This is a genomic window from Modestobacter sp. I12A-02662, from assembly GCF_041028325.1.
Classification (GTDB): Bacteria; Actinomycetota; Actinomycetes; order Mycobacteriales; family Geodermatophilaceae; genus Modestobacter.
Genome location: NZ_JABGDE010000010.1, coordinates 111,240 through 131,069, shown reverse-complemented (window position 1 = coordinate 131,069; position 19,830 = coordinate 111,240). Strand labels below are relative to the sequence as shown.

17 protein-coding genes are annotated in these 19,830 nt (G+C 76.2%); 8 read left to right on the top strand and 9 right to left on the bottom strand.

Annotation, left to right across the window (positions count from 1 at the left end; all coding sequences use genetic code 11):
• Window positions 1–151: 151 nt before the first annotated feature.
• Together HL189_RS16095 and HL189_RS16090 are read left to right on the top strand one after the other, a co-directional pair.
• Entirely contained in the window at window positions 152–1,081 is a 930-nt protein-coding gene (locus HL189_RS16095) for a lysophospholipase (protein ID WP_369134724.1), read from the top strand.
• Complete coding sequence (locus HL189_RS16090) at window positions 1,078–3,195, top strand: diguanylate cyclase (RefSeq protein ID WP_369134723.1); 2,118 nt, start codon at window positions 1,078–1,080, stop codon at window positions 3,193–3,195. Before HL189_RS16095 ends, HL189_RS16090 begins: the two co-directional genes overlap by 4 nt.
• A gap of 15 nt (window positions 3,196–3,210) precedes the next feature.
• Here HL189_RS16090 and HL189_RS16085 read toward each other — a convergent pair whose 3' ends face one another.
• On the bottom strand, window positions 3,211–4,161 hold the full coding sequence (locus HL189_RS16085) for a S1C family serine protease (RefSeq protein WP_369134722.1): 951 nt from the start codon (window positions 4,159–4,161) through the stop codon (window positions 3,211–3,213).
• A gap of 99 nt (window positions 4,162–4,260) precedes the next feature.
• A complete protein-coding gene (locus tag HL189_RS16080) occupies window positions 4,261–4,785 on the bottom strand; it encodes a DinB family protein (RefSeq protein ID WP_369134721.1) in 525 nt (174 codons plus the stop codon).
• A gap of 91 nt (window positions 4,786–4,876) precedes the next feature.
• Between HL189_RS16080 and HL189_RS16075 the strand changes: the two genes are divergently transcribed.
• Complete coding sequence (locus HL189_RS16075) at window positions 4,877–5,863, top strand: helix-turn-helix transcriptional regulator (RefSeq protein ID WP_369134720.1); 987 nt, start codon at window positions 4,877–4,879, stop codon at window positions 5,861–5,863.
• The gene (locus HL189_RS16070; protein ID WP_369134719.1) at window positions 5,860–6,669 is read left to right on the top strand and encodes an SDR family oxidoreductase; all 810 of its coding nucleotides are present in this window, start codon (window positions 5,860–5,862) and stop codon (window positions 6,667–6,669) included. Before HL189_RS16075 ends, HL189_RS16070 begins: the two co-directional genes overlap by 4 nt.
• A 3-nt stretch (window positions 6,670–6,672) precedes the next feature.
• On the opposite strand, the gene HL189_RS16065 is transcribed toward HL189_RS16070, so the two are convergent.
• Window positions 6,673–7,527: an arginase family protein gene (locus tag HL189_RS16065; RefSeq protein WP_369134718.1), complete on the bottom strand. Its 855-nt coding sequence runs from the start codon at window positions 7,525–7,527 to the stop codon at window positions 6,673–6,675.
• A 44-nt stretch (window positions 7,528–7,571) separates the two neighbouring features.
• Here HL189_RS16065 and HL189_RS16060 point away from each other — a divergent pair, with 44 nt between their 5' ends.
• Window positions 7,572–8,501, top strand: a complete 930-nt coding sequence (locus tag HL189_RS16060) for a hypothetical protein (protein ID WP_369134717.1) — start codon at window positions 7,572–7,574, stop codon at window positions 8,499–8,501.
• 3 nt (window positions 8,502–8,504) lie between these two features.
• On the opposite strand, the gene HL189_RS16055 is transcribed toward HL189_RS16060, so the two are convergent.
• Together HL189_RS16055 and HL189_RS16050 are read right to left on the bottom strand one after the other, a co-directional pair.
• Entirely contained in the window at window positions 8,505–9,455 is a 951-nt protein-coding gene (locus tag HL189_RS16055; protein WP_369134716.1) for a GGDEF domain-containing protein, read from the bottom strand.
• 83 nt (window positions 9,456–9,538) lie between these two features.
• Window positions 9,539–10,819 (bottom strand): MFS transporter, encoded by a 1,281-nt coding sequence (locus HL189_RS16050; RefSeq protein WP_369134715.1) that lies wholly within the window; start codon window positions 10,817–10,819, stop codon window positions 9,539–9,541.
• A 173-nt stretch (window positions 10,820–10,992) separates the two neighbouring features.
• Between HL189_RS16050 and HL189_RS16045 the strand changes: the two genes are divergently transcribed.
• Entirely contained in the window at window positions 10,993–12,453 is a 1,461-nt protein-coding gene (locus HL189_RS16045) for a benzaldehyde dehydrogenase (protein ID WP_369134714.1), read from the top strand.
• 68 nt (window positions 12,454–12,521) lie between these two features.
• Here the strand turns inward: HL189_RS16045 and HL189_RS16040 are convergent, their stop codons facing one another.
• Window positions 12,522–13,922 (bottom strand): NAD(P)/FAD-dependent oxidoreductase, encoded by a 1,401-nt coding sequence (locus HL189_RS16040; RefSeq protein WP_369134713.1) that lies wholly within the window; start codon window positions 13,920–13,922, stop codon window positions 12,522–12,524.
• 108 nt (window positions 13,923–14,030) lie between these two features.
• Between HL189_RS16040 and HL189_RS16035 the strand changes: the two genes are divergently transcribed.
• A complete protein-coding gene (locus HL189_RS16035) occupies window positions 14,031–14,702 on the top strand; it encodes an alpha/beta fold hydrolase (RefSeq protein ID WP_369134712.1) in 672 nt (223 codons plus the stop codon).
• Between the two features lie 3 nt (window positions 14,703–14,705).
• Here the strand turns inward: HL189_RS16035 and HL189_RS16030 are convergent, their stop codons facing one another.
• From HL189_RS16030 to HL189_RS16020, 3 genes are all read right to left on the bottom strand, one after another.
• Window positions 14,706–15,332 (bottom strand): hypothetical protein, encoded by a 627-nt coding sequence (locus HL189_RS16030; protein ID WP_369134711.1) that lies wholly within the window; start codon window positions 15,330–15,332, stop codon window positions 14,706–14,708.
• 146 nt (window positions 15,333–15,478) lie between these two features.
• Window positions 15,479–17,206, bottom strand: a complete 1,728-nt coding sequence (locus HL189_RS16025; protein WP_369134710.1) for a DEAD/DEAH box helicase — start codon at window positions 17,204–17,206, stop codon at window positions 15,479–15,481.
• A gap of 219 nt (window positions 17,207–17,425) precedes the next feature.
• Window positions 17,426–18,403 (bottom strand): GlxA family transcriptional regulator, encoded by a 978-nt coding sequence (locus HL189_RS16020; protein ID WP_369134709.1) that lies wholly within the window; start codon window positions 18,401–18,403, stop codon window positions 17,426–17,428.
• A 73-nt stretch (window positions 18,404–18,476) separates the two neighbouring features.
• Between HL189_RS16020 and HL189_RS16015 the strand changes: the two genes are divergently transcribed.
• On the top strand, window positions 18,477–19,793 hold the full coding sequence (locus HL189_RS16015; protein ID WP_369134708.1) for an MFS transporter: 1,317 nt from the start codon (window positions 18,477–18,479) through the stop codon (window positions 19,791–19,793).
• Window positions 19,794–19,830: the final 37 nt, after the last annotated feature.

Genomic DNA, 19,830 nt, shown 5'->3' with positions numbered 1-19,830 from the left:
GGTACGTCAGCACCGACCGATCCGGTCGGTCGACCGACCAGAGTGGTAGATGGTCTCGATCACAGGCGCCGCGGCCGGGGGTTCCCGGTCGCCGCGTCGCCGCGACCGGTCAGGATGCTCCCGACCCGCACCCGGCACGAAGGAGAGCTCGATGACCGGACCCCGTCCCGGCGAGGACGCGACGGCCGCGCACACCGAGGGGACCCTGGCCTCCGGGCAGTACTGGCAGGCCTGGGCGGCGCCGTCCCCGGGAGGCGTCGTGGTGCTGGTGCACGGGCTGCACGAGCACGGTGGCCGGTACGGGCACGTGGCCGAGCGGCTGGCCCGCGCCGGGTACGCCACCTACGTCGTCGACCACCCCGGTCACGGCCGGTCGCCCGGTACGCGGGGCGACATCGCGAGCATGGCCGGCGCGGTGGACGGCGTCGACCGGATGGTCCGCCTCGCCGGGGAGCGGCACCCCGGCGTGCCGCTGTTCGTCTACGGGCACAGCATGGGCGGGCTGATCGCCCTGACATACCTCACCGGCAGCCCCGAGCCGCGGGTCCGGGGCGCGGTCGTCTCCGCGCCGGCCCTGGACACCAGCGCGGCGGCCGGCCTGCGGGGGAGGCTGCTGCCGCTGGTGTCCCGGCTGCTGCCGGACCTCGGCGTCCTCACCCTGGACGCCGAGGCGATCAGCCGGGACCCGGCGGTCGTGCGTGCCTACCGCAGCGACCCGCTGAACCACACCGGCCAGGTGCGGGCCCGCACCGGGGCGGAGATGACGCGGGCCGCCACCGTGCTGCCCGACCGCCTGCCCTCGCTGCGGATGCCGCTGCTCGTGCTGCACGGCGGCGCCGACCGGCTGGTGCCCCCGGCCGCCAGCGAGGTCGTCCCCGCGCGCGCGACCTCCGCCGAGGTGACCCGGCAGGTCTACGACGGGCTGTTCCACGAGCCGCACAACGAGCCCGAGCAGGAGCGGGTGCTGGACGACGTCGTCGCCTGGCTGGACGGGCACCGCGGACAGGGCACCCCCAAGGAGGGACGCCGGGACGCCGGGGCCTGCGGGTCCGGCTCCCGCCTGCCGACGTCCTCGGTGTGACGTACCCAGGAGGAGGCCCGCAGGCCGTCGAGCGCCCGGCCCCGGCCGCCGGCGCCGGAGAGCCGCGCGAGACCTCGGGCGCGACCACCAGCCTGCTCCTGAACTACGTGCGCGACACCGCCGGCGAGGCCGCCGTCGCGGAGGTGGTCCGCCGGTCCGGGGTGGCCACGTCCGCCGTGCTGCTCGCCGACCCCTCCCACTGGTGCAGCTACGACACCCGGATCAGGCTGTTCGAGGCCGCGACCGAGGTGCTCGGCGACCCGGCCGCGATGTCGAGGGTCGGCTCGCAGTCACTGCGGCACGGCATGAGCGACACGATCGTGCTGCTCCTGCGCTCGCTGGGGTCCCCCCGCGCGGTCTATCGGCACCTGCCGCGGGCGGTTGCGAAGTTCACCACGACCTCGGTGATGGCGGTCGAGGAGCTGGGCGCGACGCACGCCACCATCGTGTACCGACTGCGCCCGGGCTATCCGCACTCGAGGTTGGACTGCGACTACGCCCGCGGGCTCATCGGCGTCGTCCCCGCCGTCTTCGGCCTGGCACCGGCCCGCGTCCTGCACGACGAGTGCGAGTCCGACGGCGCGGCCGCGTGCGTGTACCACCTGACCTGGGACCGGCGGTCCCGGCTCCGCCGCAGGGCACGCGGCGCGGCCACCGTGGAGCTGGAGCTCGCCGCCCTGCGCGGTCAGCTGCAGGAGCTGCAGCGGGCGGCGACCGACCTGGCCAGCAGCGAGGACGCGGGCACCGCCGTCCGGCGACTGGTGGAGCGCGCCGCGCGGGCGGTCCTGGCCCCGAGCTACCTGCTCGCCGTGCACGCGCCCGACGGGGGAGCGCCGCTGGTGCACAGCGCGGGCGTGCCGGCCGACCGGGTCCCGGCGTTGGCTGCCGCTCTGCTGGCCGGGCAGGACATCGGTGAGCACGCCGTCGTCGTCCCGGTGGCCTCGGCCCGCCGCCTGCACGGGCACCTGGCGACGCTGTACGAGCCGGGGGCGCGGGGGATGGTGGACGAGCGGTCGATGCTGGCCGCCTACGCCGGGCACGCCGCCGCCGCGCTCGACCTGCTGACGGCCCTGGACGCGAGCCGCCGGGAGGCCGCCCGGGCCCGCGCCCTGCTGGACCTGTCCCACCAGCTCGCGGGAGCGACCGACGCCACGGCGGTGTGCGAGGTGGTCGCGGAGGCGCTGACCCGGGTCGTCGGGTCCAGCAGCGCCTCGGTGATGCTGTGGGACCCGGTCGAGGGCGTCCTCCAGGCCCGCGCCTCGGCCGGCCTGGACCCGGCCCGGGCGGCCTACTTCGCCGCGGCCCGGCTGCAGCCCGACGAGGTCCCCGAGGTGCTCAGCATGACCGGCGACCGGGCTCCGCTGGTGCTGAACCCCGGGAGCACGAGCCCCGCGCTGCGCCGGCTGCTGGGGGTGCTCGAGATCGACGACGTTGCGGTCGTGCCCCTGATGGTGGGGGATGCGTTCGTCGGCGTGGCCACCGCGAGCTGGGCCACCGGCCAGGTCCTCCCGCCGGGGGGCGAGGTCGTCGAGCGGCTGCGCGGTGTCGGCGACCAGGCGGCCACCGCGCTTCAGAAGGCCGGCCTGCTGGAGGCGGTGCGCCACCAGGCGCTGCACGACCCCCTCACCGGGCTGCCCAACCGGGCGCTGTTCGGCGAGCGGCTGGCGGCGGCCCTCGACGCCTCCGGCGGGACGGGGCAGGTCGCCGTCCTGTTCTGCGACCTCGACCGGTTCAAGCAGGTCAACGACACGCTCGGGCACGCCGCCGGCGACGAGCTGCTGCGCCGGGTGGCCGATCGGCTGCGCGGCGTGGTCCGCCCCGAGGACACCGTCGGCCGGCTCAGCGGCGACGAGTTCGCCATCGTGCTGCCCGGGCTGACCGGGCCCGGGGCCGCCGCAGAGCTCGCGGCCCGGGTCGCCGGCACCTTCGAGCTGCCCTTCCGGCTGGAGGGCCGGGACGTGCGCGTCGACTGCAGCGTGGGCGTGAGCCTGCGGACCGGCGACCGGGGCACCGCCGAGCAGCTGCTGCGGTCCGCGGACGACGAGATGTACCGGGTGAAGCGCACCCGGCGGTCGACCCGTGCCGAGGAGGTCGTGCCCGCGGGCACGGCCTGACACTGCAGCCTGACGTCAGCCGGTGAGCTCGCTGGGCACGGTGATCACGTCGACCATCGCGCCGTTGCGGACGACGGTCACCGGCAGCGGCTCCCCGATCGCCTCGGCGAACAGCAGCCGCTGCAGGCTCTGCGCCGAGGCCACCGGCGCCCGCCCGGCCTCCAGCACCAGGTCCCCCGCCTTGAGCCCGGCCCGGTCCGCAGGTGAGCCGGCGATGACGTCCAGCACCTGCAGGCCCCGGCGCTGCCCGGTCCGGGCGAGGAGGTCGGCGGGCAGCGGCACCGGGCTGCTCACCAGCCCGAGGTACGCGCGCCGCACCCGGCCGTCGCGGACCAGCGTCTCCACGATCCGCCGGCTGGTGGCGTTCACCGGCACGGCGAGCCCCAGCCCCCACCCGGCGACGGCGGTGTTGATGCCGACCACCCGGCTCTGCGCGTCGGCCAGCGCCCCGCCGGAGTTGCCCGGGTTCAGCGCCGCGTCGGTCTGGATGACGTCCTCCACCACCCGCGCCGTCCGCCCGTCGCGGGTCGGCAGCGAGCGACCCAGCGCGCTGACCACCCCGGCGGTCACCGAGCCGGCCAGCCCGAACGGGTTGCCGACGGCGACCACCAGCTGACCGACCCGCAGCGTGGCCGCGTCGCCGAGCGTGGCCGGCGGCGGGGTGGCGCCGCGGGCCCGCACCACCGCGAGGTCGGACAACGGATCGGCGCCGACCACGACGACCGGCGCGCTCGAGCCGTCGCTGAACACCGCCCGCCCGCCCGTGGCCCGCGCGACGACGTGCGCGTTGGTGAGCAGCAGGCCGTCGTCGCTCACCACGACGCCCGACCCGGCGCCGCCGCGGCCGCCGGGGCCGCTGACCTCCAGGGCGGCCACGTGCGGGGCCAGCTCGGCGGCCACCGTGGTCACCACCCGCGAGTAGGCGTCCAGCGCGGACCCGGTGTCCCGCTCGTCGGCCGGGCTCATCGGCGCCACCTCCTTGATTACGGAGTTACGGCTCCAGTGAACGCCCGGCCCCGCCCGGGTGGGAGGGGATGCCGTCCGCCCTCGGCGAACGGCCGGCGGTCAGCCCATGGTCTTCTGCCCGTCGATCGTCTCCCGCAGGATGTCGGCGTGCCCCGCGTGCTGGGCGGTCTCCGCAATGACGTGCAGCAGCACCCGCCGCGCCGACCAGCGGGCACCGGGCGGGAACCACGGCGCCTCGGGCAGCGGCTGCGAGGCGTCCAGGTCGGGCAGGGTCCGCACCAGCTCGTCGGTGCGCTCGGCGACCTCCCGGTACCGGTCCAGCAGCCCGGCCAGGGTCTCGCCGTCGGTCATCCGGAAGGCGTCGGCCCAGTCGGCCATGCTCGCCTCGTCGGTGCCGCCCATCGCCGACGGGCCGTGCAGCAGGAACTCGATCCACCGCCGCTCGGTGACGGCCACGTGCTTGATCAGCCCGCCGAGGGTGAGCTCGCTGGCGGTGGGGCGCTGCGCGGCCTGCTCGTCGGTGAGCCCCTGCACCGTGTAGGTGAGGAACCAGCGGTGCCGGCCGAGGGACTCGAGCAGGTCGGCGCGCTCGCCGGTCACGGTGGTCTCCGCGGAGGTGGGCATCGTCTCGCCTTTCGTCGTGGGTCCTGACGAGGACGACGCTAGGGGCGATCGGTGCCAGATCCTGTCCGCGATGTGCGGCAGTCTTCGGTGCATGACCGATCCGACCGGGCGCACCCTCCGGCTGCTGTCGCTCCTGCAGGGCCGCCGCGACTGGTCCGGCGCCGACCTCGCCCGCCGGCTGGGGATCTCGGTGCGCACCCTGCGCAGGGACGTGGAGCGGCTGCGCGAGCTGGGGTACCCGGTGGAGGCCCGGCCCGGGGTGGACGGGGGGTACCGGCTGGCCGCCGGGGCCTCGCTGCCCCCGCTGGTGCTGGACGACGACGAGGCGGTCGCGCTGACCGTCGGCCTGCAGACCGCCGCCTCCAGCGCCGTCGCCGGGATGGCCGAGGCGTCGGTGCGGGCGCTGACCAAGGTGGTGCCGGTGCTGCCCGCCCGGCTGCGCCGCAGGGTCGACGCGCTGCGGGCGGTCACGGTGCCGGCTCCGGCGTGGTCCGACGGCGGGCCGGCGGTCGATCCCGCCCTGCTGATCACCGTCGCGCAGGCGTGCCGGGAGACCGACCGGCTCGCGTTCACCTACACCGCGGCCGCGGGCGGCCCCGCCGAGCGGCTGGTCGAGCCGCACCGGCTCGTGCCCCTGGGACGGCGCTGGTACCTGGTCGCCTACGACCCGGCGCGCGGCGACTGGCGCAGCTTCCGGCTCGACCGGATGAGCGGGGCCACCACCACCGGCGCCCGCTTCGCGCCCCGCCGGTTGCCGGCCGAGGACGCGGCCGCCTTCGTCCGGGGCGGCATCGACCGGTTCCGGGTCGCCACCGCCGTCGAGGCCCTGGTCCAGGCCCCGGCCGAGGTGGTGCGCGACCGGGTCGGCCGGTGGGCCCAGGTGGATGACGCCGGAGCGGGCAGCTGCCGGGTCCGGCTGGAGACCGACGCCCTGGACTGGGCCGCGCTGGTGCTGGGCGCCACGCGGGCGGAGTTCACCGTGACCGCGCCGGTCGAGCTGCGCGAGCTGCTGGCGGAGTGGTCCCAGCGCTTCGGCCGCGCGTCCACGGGGGGACGGCCGGGTAGTCCGCGGCCATGACCTCCAGCAGCCGGCAGCGCGTCGCCGTCGTCACCGGGTCGGAGTCCGGCATCGGCCGGGCCGTCGCGGTCGCCCTCGCCGAGCAGGGGCACGACGTCGGCGTCACCTGGTACCGGGACCAGGCGATGGGGGAGGAGACCGCCGAGCTGGTGCGCCGCGCGGGCCGTCGCGCCGAGCTGCGGCACCTGGACCTCACCCGGCTGCCCGGCGCCGAGGACGTCGTCGACGAGCTGGCCGACGCGCTCGGGGGCATCGACGTCCTGGTCAACGACGCCGGGACCGGGCACGCGTCGAGCGTCCTGGACACCGACTACGCGACCTGGCGCGAGGTGCTGGCCACCGACCTGGACGGCGCGTTCCTGTGCCTGCAGCGGGCCGCGCGGCGCATGGTCGCCGCCGGCCGCGGCGGCCGGATCATCAACATCACCAGCGTGCACGAGCACCAGCCCCGGGTCGGCACCGCCGCCTACTGCGCCGCGAAGGGCGGGCTCGGGCTGCTCACGAAGGTCGCCGCCCTGGAGCTCGGCGAGCACGGGATCACCGTCAACGCGGTGGCGCCGGGGGAGATCGCCACCGCGATGACCGGCCAGGAGGACGAGGACCCGACCGCACCCGGCCACGAGCGCCCCGGCATCCCGATCCCGCGCCCGGGCGACGCCCACGAGGTCGCCGCCGTCGTGGCCTTCCTGGCCTCCCCCGCGGCCGCGTACGTCACCGGTGCCTCCTGGGCCGTGGACGGCGGGATGCTCACCATGGGCCCGCAGGCCGGCTCGCACCTGGAGTCGTCCGACTGGCGCCGTCCCTGATCCTCAGCCGGCCACCTCGGCCAGCACCTCGAGCAGGTCCAGGGCGGTCCCCCGCATCCGGCCGGCCGGGTCGTAGGAGGGGTCGTAGGCGGCCAGCGTCGCCGATCCCAGCCGCACCCGCACGGCCACCGAGCGGGCGATCCGCTGCACCTCGCCGGCGGTGAGGCCGTCCGGCGCGGCGTAGCCGTTGGCGGGGGCGATCGAGGGGTCGTGGACGTCGAGGTCCACGTGCAGGTGGACGACGTCCACCCGCGCCGCGAGCTCGTCCAGGGCCACCGCGGTGGCGGCGGGATCCCGGGCCTCCGCGGGCGGCAGCCAGCGGATGGCCGAGCGGGGCAGCGCCTCGAGCTCCGGCGGGTCGAGGTCGCGGGCGCCGGCCAGCACCACGTGCTCCTCCGGCAGCGGGACGAACCCGGGCACCGTCGCGGTCGCCGCGCGCCAGCACCAGCCCACGGCCATCGCCAGTCCGTGCCCGTCCAGGAAGCCGCCCGCGTCGCCGCCGGGGGTGTTGAGGTCGCCGTGCGCGTCCAGCCAGACCAGCCCGGTCCGGGGGCCGCCGAGGGCCGCGAGCATCCCGACCGTGGGGTTGCAGTTGCCCGACAGCAGCAGCGGCAGCTCCCCGCCGGCGTGCGCCTCCGCGGCGGCCCCGGCCACCGCGCGCTGCAGCTCGAACGCCGTCCGGAGCTCCGCCTGCCAGCCCGGTGCCGGGTGCAGCACCTGCTCGCGCACGGCGTGGCCGCGGGCGCGCAGCCGCCCGGCGGCACCCGCCCGCGCCAGGGCCGTCGGACCGGCGCCCATCCGCGCATCCCGAACGCCCGAGTCGTAGGGGACCTGCAGCAGTCGCACGGCGGTGGCCACGGGAGAGCAGTGTGCCGGGGCCGGTGTCGGGCACCATGGCGGCCGTGGACCTCTCCGACGTCGCCGACGAGCTCTACGCGGTGCCGCCGGACGAGTTCGTCGCCGCCCGCTCGGAGGCCCGGGACCGGGCGAAGGCCGAGGGTGACAAGGAACTGTCCAAGGCCATCGCGGCGCTCCCCAAGCCCACCACCGCGGCCTGGGTCGGCAACCTGCTCGCCCGCCGGAAGCCCGAGGAGGTCGGCCAGCTGGTGGAGCTCGGGGAGCTGCTGCGCCAGGCCACGGCGAACCTGTCCGGGGAGCAGCTGCGTGAGCTGGGCCGGCAGCGGAACCAGGTGGTCGCCGCCCTCACCCGGCAGGCCCGGGCGCTGGCCCACCAGGAGGGGCACGACGTCAGCAGCGCGGTCGCCGAGCAGGTCGAGGAGACCCTGCGCGCGGCGATCGCCGATCCGGACGCCGGTGCCGCCCTGCGGGAGGGGCGGCTCACCTCGTCGTTGAGCTACACCGGGATCGGGCCGGTCGACATCGAGGGCGCGGTGGCTCCGCTGCTGCGCCCCGCCGCCGCACCCGCGGCGCCGGTGCGCCCGAGGAAGCAGGGCGGGCAGGACGACGCCGCGGCCCGCCAGGAGGCGGAGGAGCGGCGGCGCCGGGAGGAGGCCGAACGCCGCCGTCGCGAGGCCGAGCAGGCGCGACGGGACGCCGAGGAGGCCGCCGCCCGCGCCCGGGACGCCGCCGCGGCGGCCGAGGCGGCCGAGCAGCAGCTGGCCGCGGCCGCCGAGAAGCGCGACCGGTTGCGTGCCCGGGTCGAGGAGCTGACCGAGGAGCTGCAGCGGGCCGAGCGGCAGGCCGGCGCGGCGTCCGGGGACGTGCACGCGGCCGAGAAGCGCCGGGACGCCGCCGCCCGGCGCTCGGCCACGGCGGCAGCGATCAGCGAACGGGCCGCCGCCCGCGCGGAGCGGCTGGCCGACGACGGCTGACCCTCACCGGCTGGCCCGTCGGTCCCGCTTTGAGGAGTAGAGCTCCTCGTCGGCCCGCTGCAGCAGCGTGGTGAGCGTGTCGCCGGGGCCGGCGGTAGCCGCACCCACCGACCAGCCGATCGGCGCGGTGGCCGGGTCCAGCCGGCTCAGCACCTCTCGGGCGCCGGCGAGGTCGGTGCCGGGCAGGCAGACCACGAACTCGTCGCCCCCGTGCCGGCCCAGCAGGTCCGAGGTGCGCAACCGCCGGGTCCAGTGCGCGGCGAGGTCCTGCAGCACCCGGTCGCCGGCGCCGTGCCCGTCGCGGTCGTTGACGACCTTGAAGTCGTCGAGGTCCAGGACGGCGACGCTCAGCGGCTCCCCGCTGCGCCGCGCCCGGGCCAGGCTGCGCCGCGCCTCGGCCTCCCAGGCACGCCGGTTCGCCAGCCCGGTCAACGGATCGGTGGAGGCGTCGGCCCGCAGCCGGGCGCTGAGCCGGACCTGCGCCTCGGTGAGCACGGCCGCCGTCACCGCCGCGACCGACCAGGGCAGCAGCACCCGGTCCGGCGGGGCGGCGGCGACACCGGCGGTGACCAGCACGATCGCGCCCGCCGTGTGCGCGCGGGCCGCGGCCGCGGAGCAGAAGTGCGCGGCGTAGAGCCCGAGCGCGATCAGCACCGGCCCGAGCCCCACGACGCCGGCGGCGGTGACCGACCGGGAGGCGAGCAGGGCCACCAGGACGGCGACCAGCAGCTGCGCGCCGTGCAGCAGGACGCCCGGGACCCGCGGGCCGGCCACCCACAACGCGGCGCCGACGGTCAGCCCGGTTCCCGCCAGCCCGGCGAGCAGCCCCACCGGGGTGTCTGCGGCCAGCGGTGCCAGGGCGCCGAGCAGGGAGAACGCGCCACTGAGCCCGTACAGCCACGCCAGCAGCGCGACCCGGGCCGGCACCCTGCGCGGCAGCTGCGTCTCGTCCATGTCGAAGCGGTGGATCGGCCGGTCCGGGAGGCTGCTGCACGACCGGGGAGGCAGGGGTGACCCGTTGGGGTGCCCCGTGGCGGTCAGGCGACGGCGCGGTCCCGCCGGACCTGGGTGACCGCCAGGGCCAGCGCGCCCAGCGCGCCCACGACGGCGAAGACGTAGAAGCCCCACGGGAAGGCGAGGCCGGCGGCGAGCAGGGTGCCGCCGACCACCGGGCCGGTGATCGCGCCGACCCGGCCGACGCCGGCCGCCCAGCCCAGCGCGGTGGCGCGGACGTGCGGCGGGTGGTTGCTGCTGGTGAACGCGTACACGAGCACCTGGGCGCTGAACACGAAGCAGCCGGTCAGGAAGGTCATGAGGTAGATCCCGGCCAGCGGCAGCCGGACCGACAGCAGGGCCAGGAACACCGCGCCGGCCGCGAACCAGGCGATCCCCGCGGTGCGCGACCCGATCCGCTCGGCGACCCGGCCGGCGACCAGCAGCCCGGCGATGGCGCCGAGGTTGAGGACCAGCAGGAACGCCAGCGCGGCGCCGAGCTCGTAGTCGGCCTCCCGCATGATCGTGGGCAGCCAGCTGTTGAGGCCGTACACCAGCAGCAGCCCCATGAACGACGTCACCCCGATCGCCAGCGTCGTCCGCAGCCGGCCGTCGGTGAACAGCGACCGCAGCGTCGCCGTCGCCCCGCGAGGAGCCGGCGGGGCCGCCTCCAGGTCCAGCCCGTACCGGGCGGCGATCCGCTCGGCCTCGGGACGGCGACCGTGCGAGACCAGGTAGGCCGGGGACTCCGGCAGGTGCCGCACCATGAGCGGCACGACCACCAGGGCGGGCGCGGCCCCGATCACGAACATCCAGCGCCAGCCGAGCGGCTCGACGACGACGATCGCCAGCGCGGCGGTGAGCACGGCCCCCACGTGGTAGCCGGTCATCATCGTCGTGGTCGCCCGCCCGGCCGCCCGCCGGGTGAACTCGTTGACCAGCGCGATCGCCGTCGGCAGGCAGCCACCCAGCCCGATGCCGGCCAGGAAGCGCAGCACCCCGAAGACCCCCGCGTTGGGCGCCAGCGCGCACAGCAGGGTGAACAGCGAGAACGACGTCACCGCACCGATGAGCGCCTTGCGCCGGCCCACGATGTCGGTGAGCGCGCCTATGGTGAGCGCCCCGATCGTCATGCCGACCAGGCCGATGGTGACGACGAACGTCGCCCCGCCGTCGCTGAGCGCCCACTCCTCGGGCGTGCGCAGCGCCGGGACGACGGTGCCCACGACCACGAGGTCGAAGCCGTCGAGCAGCACGGCCGTCCAGCACAGCGCGGCCACCCAGCCGGTGGCGTGCTCGCGGACGGCGGAGGGGGGTGTGGCCACGGGTCCGATGCCTCCTGGCGCGCGTGGGTGCGGTCCGGTCCGGAGGTCGACGGTAGGGGCCTGCGGGGGGCGCCGCCTGCTGGTCGTCCCCGCTGACCACAATGGCGGCCGGACCCGGGGCCGCCGCCGTGGCAGGCGCCGGGGACCACGAGGCAGCGAGGAGACGAGGACACATGCCACTGCTCGAGGACGGCGCCTGGCACGGCAAGGTCTGGACCGGGTCCTGGACCGACGGGAGCGGGGGGACCTACCCCGCCGTCGAGCCGGCCACCGGCGCGGAGCTCGGTGAGGTCGGCCGGGCCACCCCCGACGACGTGGAGAAGGCCGGCGCCCGCGCGACCGAGGCGCAGCGGGCATGGGCGGCCCTGCCGTTCGAGCAGCGCGCCGCCGTGCTGCGCCGGGCCGGGGACCTGCTCACCGAGCACGCCGCGGAGATCAAGGGCTGGCTGGCCCGGGAGTCCGGTGCGATCCAGCCGTTCGGCGACTTCCAGGTGCACACCAGCGCGCAGGAGTGCTACGAGGCCTCCGCCCTGCCCAGCCACCCGTACGGGGAGCTGCTGCGCACCGGCGCGCCGCGGCTGTCCTTCGCCCGCCGGGTGCCGGTCGGCGTCGTCGGCGTCATCGCGCCGTTCAACGTGCCGACCATCCTGGCCGTCCGGGCGATCGCCCCGGCGCTCGCGCTCGGCAACGCGGTGGTCCTCAAGCCCGACCCGCGCACCGCGATCTCCGGGGGCGCCGTGTTCGCCCGCGTCTTCGAGGAGGCGGGCGTCCCGGCCGGGGTGTTCCAGGTGCTGCCCGGCGGCGCCGACGTCGGGGAGGCGCTCGTCGTCGACCCGGCCGTGCGGGTCATCGCCTTCACCGGGTCGACGAGGGCCGGCCGCGCGGTCGGCGCCCTGGCCGGCCGGCACCTCAAGCGCGCCCACCTGGAGCTGGGCGGCAACTCCGCGCTCATCGTGATGCCCGACGTCGACGTGACCGCCGCGGCGTCGGTCGGCGCCTGGGGCACGTTCTCCCACTCCGGGCAGATCTGCATGGCGACCAGCCGGCACCTGGTGCACGAGTCGATCGCCGAGGAGTACACGTCGATCCTGGCGGGCAAGGTCGAGCACCTGCCGGTCGGCGACCCGTTCCGCGAGCAGGTCGCGCTCGGCCCGGTCATCGACGCCGGGCAGCGGGACCGGGTGCACGGGCTGGTCACCGCGAGCGTGGAGGCCGGCGCCACGGTGCGCACCGGGGGCACCTTCGAGGGGCTGTTCTACCGGCCGACCGTGCTCGGCGACGTCCCGGTGGATGCGCCGGCCTACCAGGAGGAGATCTTCGGCCCGGTCGCGCCGGTGACGCCGTTCTCCTCGGTCGACGAGGTGGCGGCGCTGGCCGCGGGCACGGAGTACGGCCTGTCCCTGGGCATCCTGACCCGCGACGTGTACGCCGGCCTGCAGCTGGCCGAGCGGATCCCGGCCGGCCTGGTGCACGTCAACGACCAGACGGTCAACGACGAGGCCGTCGCCCCGTTCGGCGGGGTCGGCGCCTCGGGCACCGGCTCCCGGCACGGCGGTCCGCAGGCGAACATCGAGGCGTTCACCGAGACGCAGTGGGTCACGCTGCGCGGCGACCTGCCCGCCTACCCGTTCTGACCGGCTTGCTCGCGACACCGGCCCGGGTCCCGCAGCAGCGGGACCCGGGCCGGTGTGTCGTGCGGGGGTCAGGCCGAGTCGCGGCCGGTCACGTCGACGGGCGTGGTGACGTGCTGGCGACCGCCGGTCTTGGAGACCTCGAAGCCCGAGCCCAGCTCCTCCAGGGCCAGCCGGCCGTAGACCTGCTGCTGGGTGGCGACGCGCTGCGAGCGGCCCCGGCCCATGAAGCTGATGGCCCAGTGGAAGACCGTGGTGAACCGGCTCTTGAAGCCCACCACGTACATGATGTGGACGACGAGCCACAGCACCCAGGCGATGAAGCCGGTGAGCTTCAGCTTGCCGATGTCGGCGACCGCGGAGAACCGCGAGATCGTCGCCATGCTGCCCTTGTCGTGGTAGTGGAACTCCGGAGCGACCGGCCGGCCGGCGAGCCGGGCCTTGATGGCGTCGGCGGCGAAGCGGCCACCCTGGATCGCCACCTGCGCGACCCCGGGGAGCTTGTCCAGCGAGATCATGTCGCCGACCACGTGCACCTCGGGGTGCCCGGGCAGCGTGAGGTCCTTCTCGACCGCGATGCGGCCGGCCCGGTCGACCGCGGCACCGGACTGCTCGCCGAGGAGCTTGCCCAGCTCGCTGGCCTGCACGCCGGCGGCCCAGATCTTGGTGGCCGAGTGGATGCGCCGCTCGTGCCCGTCGCCGTCCTTGACGGTCAGGCCGTCGGCGTCGACGCCGGTGACCATCGCGCCGAGCTGGACCTCGACGCCCATCTCGTTGAGCCGCTTGTGCGCCTTCTTGCCCAGCTCGCCGAAGGGCGGCAGCACCTGCGGAGCGGCGTCGAGCAGGATCACCCGGGCGCTGGTGGGGTCGATGCTGCGGAAGTCCCGGCGCAGGGTGCGCCGGGCGAGCTCGGCGATCTGGCCGGCCATCTCGACCCCGGTGGGGCCGGCGCCGACGACGACGAAGGTCAGCAGCCGGTCGATCTCGTGCGGGTCGGTGGCGAGCTCGGCGAGCTCGAAGGCGCCGAAGATGCGGCCGCGCAGCTCGAGAGCGTCGTCGATGCTCTTCATGCCGGGGGCGAACTCGGCGAAGTGGTCGTTGCCGAAGTACGACTGGCCGGCACCGGCGGCGACGATCAGCTCGTCGTAGGGGTGCACCGTGGTGCGGCCGAGCACGGTGGAGGTGACCGTGCGCGCGGCGAGGTCGATGTGCGTGACCTCCCCGAGCACCACCCGGGCGTTCGCCTGGCTGCGCAGGATCTCGCGGGTGGCCGGGGCGATCTCGCCCTCGGAGAGGATGCCGGTGGCCACCTGGTAGAGCAGCGGCTGGAAGAGGTGGTGGCTGGTCTTGGCGACCAGCGTGATGTCGACGGGGGCCTTGGCGAGCCGCCGGGCGGCGAACAGGCCACCGAACCCGGACCCCACGATGACGACCCGCGGTCGCTGGCCGTTGGTGCGGGCTGGGGTGGTCACGGTGCCTCCTGATGTCGTCATGATGTTTGCCATCCTCCCACTCGTGCCTCGGTCCTCGCGGCCACCCCTGCGACACGGGGTGCCGTCGTCCCGGGGAGAGTCGGCATCGTGATCAGCAGCGTCGAGGCGAACGGTGTTCCCGATTTCCTGTGGGTGCCCGGGATGGGCCTGGACGAACGCTCGTCGGCGCGGGTGCGGTCGCGCGTCGGCGGTCGCGTGCTCAGCCTGCCGGGGATGGGCCTGCGGACGCAGGTCCCGGCGTTCCCGGGGCTGGTGCAGCGGCTGCGCGACCGGCCGGGCGTGGCTCCGGTGGTACTGGTCGGTCACTCGCAGAGTTGCCTGCTCGTCGCCGCCGCGGCGGTCGGGGACCCGCGGGTGGTGGGTCTGCTGCTGCTCGGCCCCACCCCCGACCCGCGGCTGCGCCGGTTCGCCGTCCTGGCCGCGCGGTGGGTGCGCACGGCCGCGCACGAGCCGTGGTGGCAGGTGCCGCTGGTGCTCCGGCAGTGGCTGCACACCGGCCCGCGGGCCATGGCCGCCCTGTGGCGGCAGACGGTGCGGGAGCGGCTGGACGAGGTCCTGCGGCGGGTCGGGGTCCCGGTGGTCGTCGTCCGGGGGGAGCGCGACGCGCTCGTCCCGCGGGACTGGGCCCTCCGCCTGGCCGGCTGCGCGCCGGACGGCCGGCTGGTGGAGCTGCCGGGTGCCGCGCACATGGTGGTGCACACCCGGCCGGACGACGTCGCGCGGATCGTGCGGGAGCTGGCCGCCGAGCTCGCCGGCTGACGTTCAGCGGTGCGAGCGCTCGCGGGCCCGGGCGGTGACCGCGCCGGCCGCGAGGCCCGCCTTCGCCGAGGCCTTGTGCGCCTTCCGGTCGGCGGCCGCCACCTTCCGCGCCCCCTTCGCCGAGACCCTGTGGGCCGTGCGGCCGGCCGGGCGGGTCGCCGTCCGGTCCGGCCGGTCGACCAGTCCCCGGGTCAGCAGGCCGATGCCGATGCCGAGCAGCCACACGTCCTTGGAGACCGTGAGCCCCTCCTGGGTGGGGGCGACGCTGGCGCCCGGCTTGGTCATGCCCGGAGTGCGCAGGTAGAGACCGACCAGCCCGGCGGAGAACGCGGTCAGCGCGGCGCCGGCGACGGCGGTCGGGACGAGCGGTGTCAGCAGCGCGGCGCCGACGGCGATCTCCGCGGTCGAGAGGGCCTTCGCGAACGTCGCCGGCGGCACCTTGGCCAGGAACGGGTACGTGCCGCTGGCGAAGCCGTGCAGCCCGGCGGCGGTCGCCTCGTCGACGTCCCGCTTCCCGAGGCCGGAGTTGAGGATGAACGCGCCGGTCGCGACGCGGGGAGCGATCTCGCTGAGGGTGATGGGCAGGCGCATGAGGACCTTCTTCTGCTCGCGGGGTGCTCCAGTGCTCAACCTCATCCTGGTCGGCCCGGCGTGCTCCCGCGACCGCGCGCCGGCCCCCGACATGCAGGTCACCTCGCGCCGGTGGTTGCCTCCCGTCCGAGGGAGCAACCACCAGCGCGAGGTGATCATGAGGTCCCCGTGAGGGGATCAGCTGCTCAGCGGCCGGAGCGACCGCGGCCGCGACCGGCGCCGGCGGGCGCCTGACCGGCCCGCGCGGCGAGCTCCGCGCGGGTGCGCGCCGGCCCGGAGCGCTGCCCGCGGCCGTTCGACCCGCCGGCCGACGACGAGGACGCCGGAGCTGCCCCGCCGCGCCGACGGCGACCGCCCCCGGCGCCCTGCGGCTGCGGCTCGGGTGCCGGAGCGGGCTCCACGAACGGCGCGGCCGGGCCGGTGAGCGCGGTGATCTCCGCCGCACCCGGGCGGACCGCTGCGACCGTCGGGGTGATGCCGGCCTGGCGGGTCAGCGTGCGGACCTCACCGGTCTGGTCGGGGGTGGCGATGGTGACGACCGTGCCCCCGGCCCCGGCGCGGGCGGTGCGGCCGGAGCGGTGCAGGTACGCCTTGTGCTCCGTCGGCGGGTCGACGTGCACGACGATGGAGACGTCGTCCACGTGGATGCCGCGGGCGGCGATGTCGGTCGCGCACAGCACCCGGATCGAGCCGTTGCTGAACGCCTCGAGGTTCCGCTCGCGGGCGTTCTGGCTGAGGTTGCCCTGCAGGTCCACGGCCGGGACGCCGGCCGCGCTGAGCTGCTTGGCCAGCTTCTTCGCCTGGTGCTTGGTGCGGGTGAACAGGACGCTGCGGCCCAGGCCGGAGGCGAGCTCCTTGACCACGGCAGCCTTGTCGAGGGTGTCCACGCGGAACACGTGGTGGCTCATCGTCGAGACCGGGGCGACGGCCGGGTCGACCGAGTGGGTGACCGGGTTCGACAGGTACCGCTTCACCAGCACGTCGACGCCGTTGTCCAGGGTCGCCGAGAACAGCAGGCGCTGGCCGCCCTTGGGGGTGCGGTCCAGCAGGCGCTTGACGCCCGGCAGGAAGCCGAGGTCGGCCATGTGGTCGGCCTCGTCGAGGATGGTCACCTCGACCGCGCCGAGGTCGGCGTGGCCCTGGCCGATGAGGTCCTCGAGCCGGCCGGGGCAGGCGATGAGCACGTCGATGCCGCCGGCGAGCGCCGTGACCTGCGGGTTCTGGCCGACCCCGCCGAAGACGACGGTGGTCTTCAGGCCGAGCGCGCGGGCGAGCGGGTCGACGACGGCGGACACCTGGTTGGCCAGCTCACGGGTCGGCACCAGGATCAGCGAGCGCGGCCGCTTGGGCAGCCGCTTGGTCGTCGAGGAGGCGAGCCGGGCCACCAGCGGGAGGCTGAAGGCGATGGTCTTGCCCGAGCCGGTGCGACCGCGGCCGAGCACGTCCCGGCCGGCCAGGGTGTCCGGCAGCGTCGCGACCTGGATCGGGAAGGGCGCGGTGATGCCGCTGGCGGTGAGCACCTCGACCAGCGGGGCGGGCACGCCGAGCTCGGCGAAGGTGGTGTCGGTGGGCACCACGGTGGCCAGGTCACCGGCCGGGACGACGGGCGCGCTCACGACGGGCATGGTCACCTCGACGGCGGCCGGCTGGGTCACGTCGTCCTGCAGGCCGGCTCCGCGGCCCCGGCCGCCGCGGCGGCGACGGCTGCGGGCCTCGCCGACCTCACCGGCCGGTGCGGTCGGCGCCGACTGGTGCCCGGCCGGAGCCGGGGCGGCAGGCCGCGCGGAGGGCGCGGAGCGGAAGGCGGGGGCGGACGCCGCGCCGTTGGGGGCGGCGGCCGGGCGGGTGGCGCGGCGGCGCGGACGGTCGGCGCCGTCGCCGTGGGCAGGGGTGGACGAGCTGGGAGAAGTCATCTGGAAGTCCTCAACACTCCGGTGGCCACCGTTCATCCACCGGGGCGGGGCCACCTGTCGGGGCCGCTGCGCGCATCCGGGTCGGACGTCGGGTCGCCGGCGCGCCAGGGTGGCGCTGCCTCGCGCCGACGTCGAGTCCACCCGCTCTCGGATGAGCAGGGGGCGGCGCCGGTGCCCTCACTCTGCCAGATGCATCCCGTCACCGGGTGGAGTCCCTGATCACATGGGGGTGGGTCGGGCTCCCCGGAAGGTGCGCCGGTAGGCCAGCGGCGCCACTCCGATCGCGTCGTGCAGGTGCTGCCGGAGGGACGCCGTCGTCCCGAACCCCGCCTCGGCGGCGACCCGCTCGACCGGTGCGTCGGTCGACTCCAGCAGCTCCCGGGCCCGGGACACCCGCTGCTGCGCCAGCCAGCGGGCCGGGCTCACCCCGGTCTCCTGGCGGAACCGGCGGGTGAAGGTGCGCACGCTCATCGCCGCGTGGCCGGCCAGGTCCTCGAGGGTCAGCGGCTCGGCGAGCCGGGCCAGTGCCCAGGCGCGGGTGGCCGCCGTCCCGGAGTCGCCCGACTGGGGGAGGGGGCGCTCGATGAACTGCGACTGGCCACCGTCCCGCCACGGGGCGACGACCCGGCGGCGGGCGATCGCCGTCGCCACCTCGCTGCCGTGGTCCCGGCGCACGAGGTGCAGCAGCAGGTCGATGCCGGCCGCGTTGCCGGCCGAGGTGAGCACGTCGCCGTCGTCGACGAAGAGCACTCCGGGGTCGAGGCGCACCCGGGGGAACAGGGCGGTGAACGCCGGGGCGTGCAGCCAGTGGGTCGTCGCCGGGCGCCCGTCGAGCAGCCCCGCCGCGGCGAGCACGAACGCCCCGGTGCAGATGGAGACCATCCGGGCGTGCCCGGTGGCCCGGGTCAGGGCCTGCGCGAGGCCGGGGTGGAGCGTGCCGTCGTCCATCTGCGGCCCGCCGTACACCCCGGGGACGACGACGGTGCCGGCCGTCTCCAGCAGTTCCAGGCCGTGGTCGGGCTGGACCGCGAAGCCCGCCGACGTCCGCACCGGGCCGCCGTCGACCGTGGCGACGCGGACCCGGTACAGCGGCTGACCGGCGGCGTCCACCGCGCCGCCGAGGAAGGCGTGCGGCAGGCCCAGCTCGAAGGAGATGGTGCGTTCCAGGGCGAGGACGGCGACCTCGTGCACGGCCATGGCCGGATCCTTGCAGAGGATGGCCGTCGGGCCACTTCTTCGCTCGCGGTGGGGACCGGCAGGATCTCCTGTCGTGACCGCCGTGCTCCCGACCCGCACCCGACGGATCCACCCCGCCTGGTGGGTGGCGGCGGTGACCTTCCTGGCGCTGCTCGGCGCGGCCGCGTTCCGCGCGGTCCCGGGGGTGCTCATCGCCCCGCTGCACGAGGAGTTCGGCTGGTCGTTGTCGACCATCTCCGCCGCCGTGGCGGTGAACCTGGCGCTCTACGGCCTCACCGCGCCGTTCGCCGCGGCGCTCATGGAGCGGTTCGGCATCCGGCGGGTCGTGGTCACCGCGCTGCTCGTCGTGGCCGCGGGCAGCGCGGCGACGGTCGGCATGACGGCGAGCTGGCAGCTGGTGCTGTGCTGGGGCGTGCTCGTCGGGCTGGGCACCGGGTCGATGGCCATGTCCCTGGTGGCCACGGTGACCGGCCGGTGGTTCGTCGCCCGCCGCGGGCTGGTGTCGGGCGTGCTCACCGCCGCCGGTGCGACCGGGCAGCTGGTGTTCCTGCCGATCGTGGCCGTGGTCGACGAGCGGTGGGGGTGGCGGCCGGCGGCGCTGGGGACGGCGGCGGCCGCGCTCGCCGTCGTCCCCTTCGTCGCCTGGCTGCTCCGGGACCGGCCGCGTGACCTGGGCGTCGCGCCGTTCGGTGGCACGCCCGCGGACGACGTCGACCCGGTGCACGGCAACCCGGCCCGGACGGCGCTGCGCGGGCTGGCCGACGCCGTGCGCACCCGGCCGTTCTGGCTGCTCGCCGGGGGCTTCCTGATCTGCGGGGCCTCGACGAACGGGCTGGTGCAGCCGCACTTCATCCCCGCCGCGCACGACCACGGCATGCCGGTGACGACGGCCGCCGGGCTGCTGGCGGTGGTCGGCGTCTTCGACGTCGCGGGCACCGTGTTCTCCGGCTGGCTCACCGACCGGGTCGACCCCCGGGTGCTGCTGCTGGCCTACTACGGGCTGCGCGGGATGTCGCTGTTCCTGCTGCCGCAGCTGTTCGGCACCGACATCCAGGCGTCGATGATCGCGTTCATCGTGTTCTACGGGTTGGACTGGGTGGCCACCGTGCCGCCGACCCTCGCGCTGTGCCGCCAGTACTTCGGTGCGCGGGCGCCGGTGGTGTTCGGCTGGGTGTTCGCCGCGCACCAGGTGGGTGCCGCGGTGGCCGCGTTCGGGGCGGGCGTCGTCCGGGACGTCACCGGCTCCTACGACGGCGCCTGGTACGCGGCCGCGGCGCTGTGCCTCGTCGCCGCGGTGCTGTCCATCTCGATCCGCCGCCGGCCCGCGGACCCGGAGACGACCCTCCCGGTCGCGCCGACCCCCGCAGCCGCCGCCGAGGCCCACGGCTAGCCACCCTCAGGAACTCTGGGGCGGTGATGGCCCGGCC